This is a genomic window from Limnospira fusiformis SAG 85.79 (assembly GCF_012516315.1).
Classification (GTDB): Bacteria; Cyanobacteriota; Cyanobacteriia; order Cyanobacteriales; family Microcoleaceae; genus Limnospira; species Limnospira fusiformis.
In genome coordinates, this window is sequence record NZ_CP051185.1 from 5,479,650 (window position 1) to 5,491,007 (window position 11,358).

Annotated in this window: 3 protein-coding genes; all 3 read right to left on the reverse strand. The window is 47.7% G+C overall.

Annotation, left to right across the window (positions count from 1 at the left end; genetic code table 11):
- Positions 1 to 511: 511 nt before the first annotated feature.
- Positions 512 to 4,360, reverse strand: a complete 3,849-nt coding sequence (locus HFV01_RS25570; RefSeq protein WP_318285954.1) for a pre-peptidase C-terminal domain-containing protein — start codon at positions 4,358 to 4,360, stop codon at positions 512 to 514.
- A gap of 209 nt (positions 4,361 to 4,569) precedes the next feature.
- Positions 4,570 to 7,131 carry a PPC domain-containing protein gene (locus tag HFV01_RS25575; protein ID WP_193520502.1) on the reverse strand — a complete coding sequence of 854 codons (2,562 nt, stop codon included), beginning with the start codon at positions 7,129 to 7,131 and terminating at the stop codon, positions 4,570 to 4,572.
- Positions 7,132 to 7,820: 689 nt separating this feature from the next.
- Positions 7,821 to 10,973: a Calx-beta domain-containing protein gene (locus HFV01_RS25580; protein ID WP_193520503.1), complete on the reverse strand. Its 3,153-nt coding sequence runs from the start codon at positions 10,971 to 10,973 to the stop codon at positions 7,821 to 7,823.
- Between the last annotated feature and the right edge of the window lie 385 nt (positions 10,974 to 11,358).

Below are 11,358 nucleotides of genomic sequence, written 5' to 3' on the forward strand. Positions count from 1 at the left end.
ATCTACTTATTAACCCCTAGCAGTAATACTGATTTCCCTAAGTTTGGCTTGAATAATCGGTGATCCCTATCTACTCACAGAAAATACCTATCTGGTCGGATGGCCAGATATTGCCCCAAAATCAGTAGACCTGACATAGTATTCAGATCCATCTTATCCTATTTTGATAACAGTTATAATTTCCTGGAAATCGACTGTCTAAAGGCTAATTGATGCTTTGGCTACCGCAAAAATTTAATAAAAATTTAACGATGCTTAATATTTATTCATATATCCGGTAAAGGCGATCGCTCCCCCGTCGGTAGAGTCCGTAGAGTTGGTAGGGTCCGTGATAGCCTGGTCCTAGTCATGGTAAACCCGCGCCCAGCCAGCAGTGGGGGCGCAAAATTTTGCGCCCCCAGTATGATGAATTATTCATGGTTTGGTGAGGTTAGGGCGGGTTCCTGTTAATTACAGGGGAGAACATGAGTCAACCCGCCCCTTGATGAGAGGGCGAAGTAATCGTCCTATTCTACATCATAGAAACACTCAGGTTGTAAGGAGTTTGATTACCCTGACTAAATACCCGGGCTACATAAGTACCAGGTTCTAAGAATTCTCGAATCTCCTCATCTTGGCTGCCAGGATTTCTCGAACTACCAAGGAGCCTTGTACGGTCATTATTGAGTAACTCGAATAATTCCAGGTTAGCATTAGCCCGGAGACCGTCGAGACCCACAGTGACAAAACCAGGTGACTCTAAAGTGAAATTGTAATAGTCGTCAGTGTCAACCCTGCCACCTTCGGTATAGCCAATCAGACCGCGTTGGCTGATCGAACCGCCTTCGGTGAGTGGGTCCAGAGGTTGTCCCGGTGGCGTGTCGTCAAGTGAACCTGTAATCGGACTCGCAGCCATATTGATTTCGTAGGGAGTTCTTGCTGCCCCCCTGGGGAAGACCCGCACAAAATAGTTGCCCGGATCTAAGATTGTTTTGATGTTTTCATCGTTATTTCCCGGTCTGGCAGAACGTTGAAGGAGATCACGACCGTCGCTACCTATTAACTCCAGGTCGGCGTTAGCCCTCAAGCCCGTCAGGTTAATATCAACGCTACTGCGTTCATTAAGGGTGAACTGGCGATAGTCGTTAACATCCCGATAACCGTTTTCTGGGAAACCGATCCGGTCTGTGTCCCTGTAGTCCGTCAGCAAACCGATATTGTTAACGTTTCCGGGGGCTTGGCCATCAGGATCTACGGCTACCCCCAAATCGGCAATCTTCAGGGTGTAGGGACTACGGGCGCTACCTTGGGGCCGAACGGCTACATAATAAGTGCCGGGGTCTAACTCTTGTTCAATTTTTTCGTCCGCTGTTCCTGGGTTGCGAGATTCAAATATCAGGCTACCAGAATTATCTAGTAATTCCAGATTGATATTAGCGCTCAGGCCTTCTAGAGCGATCGCCAGGGATTTGGCTTCGTTGAGCCGGAAGCCATAGTAGTCTACCTGGTCGCGACTGCTACCTGTGCCGAAACCTACCCTATCACTATTACTGTAATCTCCTGTTAGCACTCCCAAATCATTGAAGAAAGAAGAACCTGGTACAGGACCACCATCTGGGTCTACCGAGTCGGTCATCGCCGTAATATCCAGGGTATAGTTGGTTCTGGCATTACCCACGGGAACCACATCCAGATAATAGGTTCCGGCTTTGAGTTCTTGGCTAATCTGTTCTGCTTCGTTGCCGGGACGGGTTGAGTCAAACAACAAACTACCGTTGGTCTCTTTTAGCTGAATGTCGGCATTTCCTCGCAGTCCGGTTAGGGAAATATCAACTTCAGCTTCACTCGCAAGAGTGAACTCATAGCGATCGGTGGTGTTACGAATACCGCTTTCAGCAAAACCAATGCGATCGCTGTTGGTGTAACCCCCTTCTAGGGAAAGCAGGTTCCCCACATCGAACTCCTGAAGCGCGTCGCTGCTACCAGTATTGATACTTAGTCGGTATTCGCTGCGAGCATTGCCATTGGGGAATACTTCCACATAGTAAACACCAGCATCTAAGAAATCGGTAATATTTTCGTTAGCACGACCCCTTTCCTCTGCTGTTTGCAGAATCGTTTTACCATCACCGTCGTACAAACGCATATTGATATCCTGACGCAAGTTAGTCAAGTTGATATCAACAGAACCATCTTTAGTTAGTTCAAAGCGTACCCAGTCTCGTTCGTCCCGACCAGAACGGCCCTGAGTGAAACCTACACTGTTCCGAATGGAAGGGATGTTATCGACCCCTGGTTCAACCTTACCGAAATTGAGAGCCTTTTCGGGAGTGGCATGGTCAGGAATGAAAACAGTAGCTGCCGTGATACCCAACCGGTAGTTACTCCGGACGTTGCCCACGGGGGTAACTTTTACATAGTAGGTTCCCGCTTCGAGTCCTTCCAGTTCAATTTTTTCAGCTTGGCGACCTGGGTTTGTACCCCGCGCTACTCGCTCGCCGCCTTCATCTAGAATCTCTACATCAAGGTTCGCTCTCAGTCGGTCTAGGGTCAAGTTAACATCGCTGTTTACTGGCAAGGTGAAATTGTACCAGTCCTGAGTGTCCCGTCGCCGACCTGTAACGAAACCAACATCTCCAGTCTGACTAACAGGGTTAGCTTCAGTAACTGGCCCCAAAGTGATACCAGGTTTGCTGTCGTCGTCTTCGATGGTGATAGGGTTAGCACTCATACCCAGGCGATAGTCCGTCCTGGCGTTACCTACCGGGAACACCCGCACATAATAATCACCAGGTTCTAAATCCGTGCTAATTTGTTCAGCTTGGCGACCTGGGTTAGTGGACTGATCGATAATAGTTTCGCCATCTGCGCCTAGGAGTTGGACGTTAGCATTAGCCCGAAGTCCGTCCAGAGTCAGCGATAATTCGCTATTTTCGGTGATACTAAACTTGAAGAAGTCTTGTGTGTCTCGGCTTATGCCCCGACCAAAGCCAATTCGGTCAACTGCGCTGACTTCTTCTGGTCCGATATTACCTAGGTTTTCCGCTGTGGCGATCCTGTCTTTGCCTTCTCCGATTATGTCTAAGGCTTCTGCACTTACCCACAAGCGATAGGAAGTGCGATCGCTCCTGCTATTGGGAAAAACTCGGATATAGTATTCCCCTGCACCTAAGTTTTCGGTAATCTCTTCCGGGCGACGACCGGGTTCAGTAGAGCGGAATATTACCGTGCTACCATCCCCGTCCAAAATCTCAACGTCAGCATTGGCTTGGAGTTGGTCAAGAGTCAGGTTAACCTCGCTATCGTTGCTGATGCTGAACTTATAAAAATCTTGCGAGTTCCACACACCATCTTCACGATCGCCGATTCTGTCGTTGTTGCTGTATGGCCTAGGTCGTCCGTTGAGGTCGCCAATATTAATTACATCAGGTCCTATTACGGAACCTAGGGTGACATTAACTGTGGTCTCGCCTAAACCCAACACTTCCAACGAAAGTGTATCGTCTTTGGCGTGGGGATTTTCAGTACCGAGTTCTACTGTGAAGGTGCGACTTTCCCCGTCTTTAACACCCTTATGTTGCACCGGGTTGATGCTTTGAACATAGCCATACTCATCACTCCTGGCTACCATTGTCAAGTCGCTTAATATGGTCTCTAAGCCACTGGTAACTACGTTGACTAGGTTGGAGCTATCGGACCTTAAAGTTTCTACCGTACCAAATCCCAATTGATCAACCAGTTCTCTATATACCGGTACAACATCCCTGGTGACCGCGAAAATAGGAATCACTCCCGTCTCTTCCAAAGCATTCCTGACTTGAGCAACGCTGGGATAGTCTTCTCCCGTACCTGCTGGTCTACCATCAAGAACTGTATCGCCATTATTGGCAGTGGTTATGCCTGCCGCTCCTCCCGCTCCTGCCTCATGATAGCGAGCATCTGTAGAAAGAACCACAATCCGCCGAGAATTATTGCGGTAGCCAACCTCTTCTTCCCGGAGAGCCACATGCATCAACCCCTCAAGTTGAGCTTCTGGAGCGTCCCCGCCAAAGCCAATTTCCAGGCGACCTAGTGCGTCCTGGAAATCAGGCAAAGAGTCCGTTAGCGGCAGGTGGGTTTCGTATACATAATCAGTGCTACCACCAAAAGGCCAAATGGGTTTGTCGATGAAGGAAGCCAAACCAAATTTAGTGTCTGGTTGGATGTCTTGCACCTCTTTAACTATTCGGGGAGCTAAACGCTGCATAACCGGCAGGTCATCCCAAAATGAACCCGAAAGATCCGTTAGGAAAACTAAATCTATTGCTGTGGTTTCGGCACTGTCACTGGGTACTGTTGCCGTAATGTCAAAACTGATGTTATCTCCAGGTACAATATTCACATCTACTACGCCTGGATTTAACGCTCCCTCGCCACGTACTGTATTGGTGATTGTGCTTTTCCCGCTCATGGTTTTCTGTCCTTAGCTAATAAGTTGTGAGCATACAAGGTTTTTCGCTGTTATCTGCCATCCTACCTCCTATAAAACCCACGGGAAAAACTGCGGTTTTTGGGGTTTTATGGAGGTTTGTATATGTCTGATTCACCGTCTCATCTGAACATAAATTCCAGATTATAAGGGGTTTGAGCCATGCCTACCGGATAAACCCGCAAGTAATAATCTCCCGCATCTAAATTTTGGGTGATTATGTCTGTGTTATTGCCACGTTGATTAGAACTATCAATCATCCCGCCACTACTATTCAATAGCTCTAAATCGGCATTTTGCCTCATGCCGTCCAGCATAATAGTAAGACTTTGGGGCTCGTTGAGGGTAAATCTGTAGTAGTCGTTAACGTCGCGAACTCCGTCTTCCATAAAGCCAATTCGGTCTCTGGGAGTTCGGAAATCACTATTCAAGCTACCCAAGTCTGTGGCAGTTTCCAGAGTGCCGTCGGGGTCTTCTCCGGTAATTGGATCGACGGTCGGTCTTTCTTCCGGTTTCGGCTCTGTAGGTACGGCATTCATTTTCAGGAAATAGTTGGTTTGCGCTGCACCTGCTGGGAAGACTTGCACTTTGTAGTCCCCAGCTTCCAATTCCCCGCTGAGAAATTCCGACTCACGGTCTGGGTTGAAACCAGTCATAACCGGCCTACCGCTGCTGTCAAACACAATAACATTAGCATTCATCCTCAGTTCGTCTAGGGTGAGGGTAAACCGACTATCAACATCTAAGCTAAAGTTGTATTCGTCGCTGTTGTTACGAACACCCCCGTCAGTAAAGCCGATGCTATCTGAGATTTTGAACTCCCCATTTCTCAGGCTATTTAAAGAACCGACTTCTGTGATTTCTACACCACCACCTACAACTTCAGAATTTATTGCCAGTCGATACCGAGTCTCGGCATTACCTACCGGTACCACTCGCAGGTGGTAATCACCAGACTCTAGGACTTCGGCGATGTTTTCTGGTGTACGTCCGCGCTCCTCAGAAACTGCAATGGGTCGGCCTCTTCTGGAGTCAGGGTCGAAAAAGCCTTGATATAGTTCTAGGTTGATGTTTTGATTGAATTGGTCTAGGGTGACGTTAATATCCCTGGACTCATTCAGGGTAAAGTTATAAACATCTAACTCGTTGCGAACTCCGCTCCCTGTCTGACCCACATTGTCAAAATTGCTGTAGGGCGCACCCAAAGCATTTATGTCTATGATATCCACCGGGGAAATAGTTTCCCCCGCGCTGAGACTCAGCCGATAGTCAGTATTACCACTACCAGTGGCAAATACTCTGACATAATAATCTCCCGGGTCGAAGATGTCGTTAATTTTTCTGGCGTTCCTACCATCCCTTTCTGACTGATGAATACGTTCACCGTTGCTGTCGTAAATCTCGACATTTGCCACATTAACTCGCAGTTCGTCAACGACCAAATCCACGTTTTTCTCAGCACTGAGGCTGAATTTGAACCAGTCCTCTTGGTCTCGGAAGCGATCGCCTATTAATAAGCCTACATTGTTTTTCTCATTAATCGGTCTGACTCCCAACTCCCCTAAGTCTTTGGCAGTTGCTAAAGTAGGATAGTCGCTTTGATTTGTCTGAGCATCTAGTTCCAATCGGTAGTCGGTTCTGTTAGTACCTTGAGCCCCTACCACTAAGGCATAATCTCCTACCTCTAGGAAATTGCTGATGGTTCTGGGTCGATTAGCCGGAGCTGTAACCCTTTCCAACAGAGAGCCTAGTTGTTTTGGTCTACTGGGATCATACTCGTGTAAAAGCAGATTGGCTCCCCGGTTGAGCTGATCCATTTGAGCATAAAATGAAGCATCCTCGCTCAGGTTAAAGGTGTAGAAGTCCCTTTGGTTGCGCTGACTTCCTGTGCCAAAACCGATACGATCAGCAGTGACAAACGGTTGAACTTTGCCGACTAAATCCCCAACTCGAGTACCTGGTAATTCTTCCGGTGGCAGCACTTCGTTGGCAGTCAACTCTAGCCGATACGGAGTTCTGGCAGCTCCACGAGGAAATACCCGCACCACATAATCGCCGGCTTTAAAAATACCATTAATGCTGTCTTCCTGTCGCCCAGGATTCATCGATTGAAAGAGAATCGTTTCCCTATCTTCATCTAAGATTTGAATGTCGGCATTCTGTCTCAGTTGGTCTAGGTTGATGCTGACATCGCTATCCTTATCTAAGCTAAAGCTGAAAAAATCTTCAACGTTCCGTACACGACCTTCAGTAAAACCAATGCGATCGTTTATTACTACTGGTTCTGACAGACTGTTAAGAACTCCCAGGTTTTGACCTGGATCTACTACGGTTCTCGGTTCTGCACTTAGGCTTAACGAATATTCCGTTTGGGCTGGCCCTACCGCCATAACTCGGACATAATAATCACCGGGCTCTAAGTTGGCGTTAATGTTTTCTGCTCGCCTACCCGGGTTGTTAGACTGGAACATCACCGAACCGTCGCTATCTAACAGTTGGACGTTAGCATTAGCATTTAAATCATCCAGGGTGAGGTTAAACTCGCTTTCCTCACGGATGGTAAATTTGTAGAAGTCGTTGAGTTCTCGCTGGCCATCCTGTCTAAAGCCAATGCGATCGCGAATCTCAATTTGTTCAGTTATGACACCTTTATTTAGGGCATCTTCTATCGTGTCGTAAGCCATAATATTTTCTGAATTCTCCCTAATGTTGACAATAAACCCCCCGTGGCTCCACTGCGCTTGGGGGCCAGACTGGGCGGCACAATATTGAATTTTGGGAACCACTAAAACCCACAGTCATGACCCCATAAGGCGGGGGAGCAACTGCGTCTTTATTTTCGTAGAGAATAGGGCTAATACTTCTATGTATTACAAAGGGAGTGCTAGGACATTCTCTCTCGATATCCTTATCGTAACACCACCATCAGAAATGTCAACTCTTTTTTATAAAGATTTTGTAAAGATTTTCTCACAAGCTAATTTTTAGCCCGCCATCATCACTAGCTTCACCATCTCTAAATGTGTAACCGGCTTTTTTAGAACTAATATTTCAATTTGTCTGATGGAAAATTTAGTGATATCACTACTCCCAATACCCCCAAACTACCACCGGTCAAGGGATGAGAGGGAATCATACATTAGTCGCTACTTGGTTGTTTACAAAAAGTTACAATAAATTAGCAGTACCAGATATTTCCCCACCGGGTTTGGGTATCTGTAGCATCACCACCAAAAATCTGATATTTCCCCTTGACAAATCTGCTGACTTGACTTACCATTAGAGAATGGGAATCCGTGCCGCCCTATATATAGGGGTTTTCACCCCCCACCCCATTTCTAGGGTGGTGGTGAGTAGGTGGGTGGAAAAGCAACTAAATTAAGTTAATACTTAATCTGTATTCAGTGCGAGCCGCGAGGTGGGGAAATACACGGACATAGTAGGTTCCCGGTTCAAGGTTTCGTTGGGTGATAATTTCCCGCTGAGTACCAGGATTTCTGGATTGATCAATCCTCTCCCCTGTACTACCCAAAAATTCCAGGTTAGCATTTTCAAATAGTTCATCTAAGATAATTCGGACAGTCCCTTCACGATTGAGGTTAAAGCGGTAATAGTCCTCGGTATTGCGATCGCCTGCTTCGGTAAAACCAATTTCGTCATTGATCACAATGGGTTCTCCGGTGAGTCTACCCAGGTTGACCGCAGGAGACGAGCCATCGTCATTGATAATAGTTCCGGTAGCTTGTCGCCGTCCTAATTGGGCATTTTGAGGTCTACTCAGGTTGACGGTAAAGGTTTCATCGGGTTCTATTTCGGTATCTCCAAACACGGGAACATCAATAAATTGGCGGGTTTGACCGGGGCGAAATATCAGCCTTCCTGTAGTGCGTCGATAGTCTTCCCCAGCGGTAGCCGTCCCGTCAGCCGTAGCATAATTAACCACTACCCTTTCAGGGCTAGGGCTATCTAAGGTTACCAAAAAACGAGCATTAGTCTGACCGCGATCGCCTTCTGTGATTTCCGTATCTCTGATAGAGATTTGGGGGAAATCATCATTGATAATAGTTCCGATAGCACGTCGCCTTCCTAATTCCGCATTTTGAGGGTTACTGAGGTTGACGGTAAAGGTTTCATCAGGTTCGACTTTAGTATCCCCAAACACGGGAACATCAATAAATTGGCGGGTTTGACCGGGGCGAAATACCAGCCTTCCGCTGGTGCGTCGATAGTCTCGGTCTCTGACAGTGGCTGTACCGTCAGCGGTAGCATAATTAACCACTACCCTCTCCGGGCTAGGATTATCTAATGTGACCACAAAACGAGCATTCGTCTGACCGCGATCGCCTTCTTTTACCTGAGTGTCTGCGATCGTAATTTGGGGGAAATCATCATTGATAATAGTTCCGGTAGCACGTCGCCTTGCTAATTCCGCATTTTGAGGTCTACTCAGGTTGACGGTAAAGGTTTCATCAGGTTCGACTTTAGTATCCCCAAACACGGGAACATTAATGACTTGGCGGGTTTGACCGGGTTGAAATACCAGCCTTCCGGTGGTGCGTTGATAGTCTCGGTCTCTGAGCGTAGCTGTACCGTCAGCGGTAGCATAGTTAACCACTACCCTCTGACTGCTAGGATTATCTAATGTGACGACAAAACGAGCATTAGTCTGACCGCGATCGCCTTCTTTTACCTGGGTGTCTGCGATCGTAATTTGGGGTAAATCCTCATCCTCATCAACAATTAACTTGCTGATAAAGGCATCCCATTCGCCGCCACTATTGGTTTGTCCGCCTAGGTTGCCCGAAGTCTCCCCCGCCACATAAATAGAGCCATCACTACCCGTCGTCAGGGCATAAGCCACATCATCCTCACTGCTTCCCAGTAGGCGCGTCCAGTCCCTAATGCCATCAGGCTGGTACTTGCTGATAAAGGCATCCCATTCGCCACCACTATTGGTTTGTCTATCTAGGTTGCCTGAAGTCCAGCCCCCCAAATAAATCGACCCATCCCTACCGGTAGTCAAACCAAAAACCCCTTCATTCTCAAGGGTTCCCAACAGGCGCGTCCAATCTTTACTGCCATCAGGCTGGTACTTGGTAATAAAGGCATCGAAGCCACCACTATTGGCGTGTGCATCTAAGTTGCCTTCAGTATAGCCAGCCACATAAATAGAGCCATCGCTACCGGTGGTCAGGGCACGAGCTACATCACTCCCACTGGTTCCCAACAGGCGAGTCCAGGCTTTAGTGCCATTAGGCTCGTACTTAGCGATAAAGGCATCCCTGCTACCACTATTGATTTGTCCATCTAAGTTGCCTTCAGTATAGCCAGCCACATAAATCGACCCATCACTACCGGTGGTCAGGGCATGAGCCTCGTCACTCCCACTGCTTCCCAGCAGGCGCGTCCAGACTTTAGTATCATCAGGGCGGTACTTAGCGATAAAGGCATCCCTGCTACCACTATGGGTTTGTCCATCTAAGTTGCCCTCAGTATAGCCAGCCACATAAATAGAGCCATCACTACCGGTAGTCAGGGCATGAGCTACATCATTCTCACTGCTTCCCAGCAGGCGCGTCCAATTTTTAGTGCCATTGGGCTGGTACTGAGTGACAAAGGCATCCCAGTTACCACCATTAGTTTGTCCATCTACGAACCTCCAAGTCGGGCCCGCCACATAAATCGACCCATCACTACCGGTGGTCAGGGCATGAGCCTCGTCCCAACTACTGGTTCCCAACAGGCGCGTCCAGTCTTTAGTACCATCAGGCTGATACTTGGTGATAAAGGCATCTCGCTGACCATTATTGGTTTGTCCATCTAGCTTGCCCTCAGTTATACCCGCCACATAAATGGACCCATCGCTACCGGTGGTCAGAGCCCACGCCCGGTCAGTCTCACTGGTTCCCAACAGGTCTGTCCAGGCGAACTCTGGCGGCGCGGACATCTGTACTGCTACCGGTTCTCCTTCTACCCAGATGAAACCCCAATCATTCTGATTTCTTAACCCGGTGATATCTGCTTCTGTCAAGGCTTCCCCATTCACCAGGCGCATAAATAACTCACCCTCATCTCCTGGGGAGTCGATTTCGTTTAACTGAGAATCCAGATAATGCCCAAATTCCTCGGTTATCACATCCACCAGTTTCTCACTGTGAATTATGGCATCCGATAAATACACCGTACCCGTCAGGGAATCAAAAGCGCCATCCGCACCATTCATGGCTCTGGCGGAAAGAACTTTCAGATGTGGTGTTTCTCCCTGAGTCAAAGCCTCAATAATAGTTGCCCCTAATTCCACATCCGTAGATGCACCGAAAGCGGTTTGTAAATCCCCCTGAAAATTCGCGGAGGCGACAAACTCTGTTAATTGTTGGTTAACCTGAGTTAATGCCGCCTCGATTTGGGCTGCTGCTGTCAGTGGTTCGACGGACACATCACCGCTGAATCCCAATGGGGGTAGGGGATTCGGATAATCCGATGGTTCGGGCATTATGGCCACTAATATTTCTCTGGTATTTTCCATAATATTTCACCTAGTAGATGGGCTGACATCGCCAACCTATCAAATAGTATCTTCCCTGACATTCCCCCCACCTGTACTATTCTATTCTCCCTCACAGATGATGTCAACCCCTACAGCTTGAAAGCGATCGCACCTCAAAAATCACGGTTTTCTCACAGCAAAAAAACCCACTTTTACCCCTTGACAAATTCCCCGACTTGACTTACCATTAGAAAATGGGAATCTGTGCCGCCCTATATATAAGGTTTTTCACCTCCCACCTCAAAGCGATCGCACCTCAAAAATCACGGTTTTTTCACAGCCAAAAAACCCACTTTTCCCCCTTGACAAATCCCCCGACTTGACTTACCATTAGAGAATGGGAATCTGTGCCGCCCTATATATA

What these genes read in the sequence shown, in the direction of transcription:
- HFV01_RS25575 (WP_193520502.1), bottom strand. Translation starts at nt 7,131, where the DNA reads ATGGCTTACGACACGATAGAAGATGCCCTAAATAAAGGTGTCATAACT.
- HFV01_RS25580 (WP_193520503.1), bottom strand. Translation starts at nt 10,973, where the DNA reads ATGGAAAATACCAGAGAAATATTAGTGGCCATAATGCCCGAACCATCG.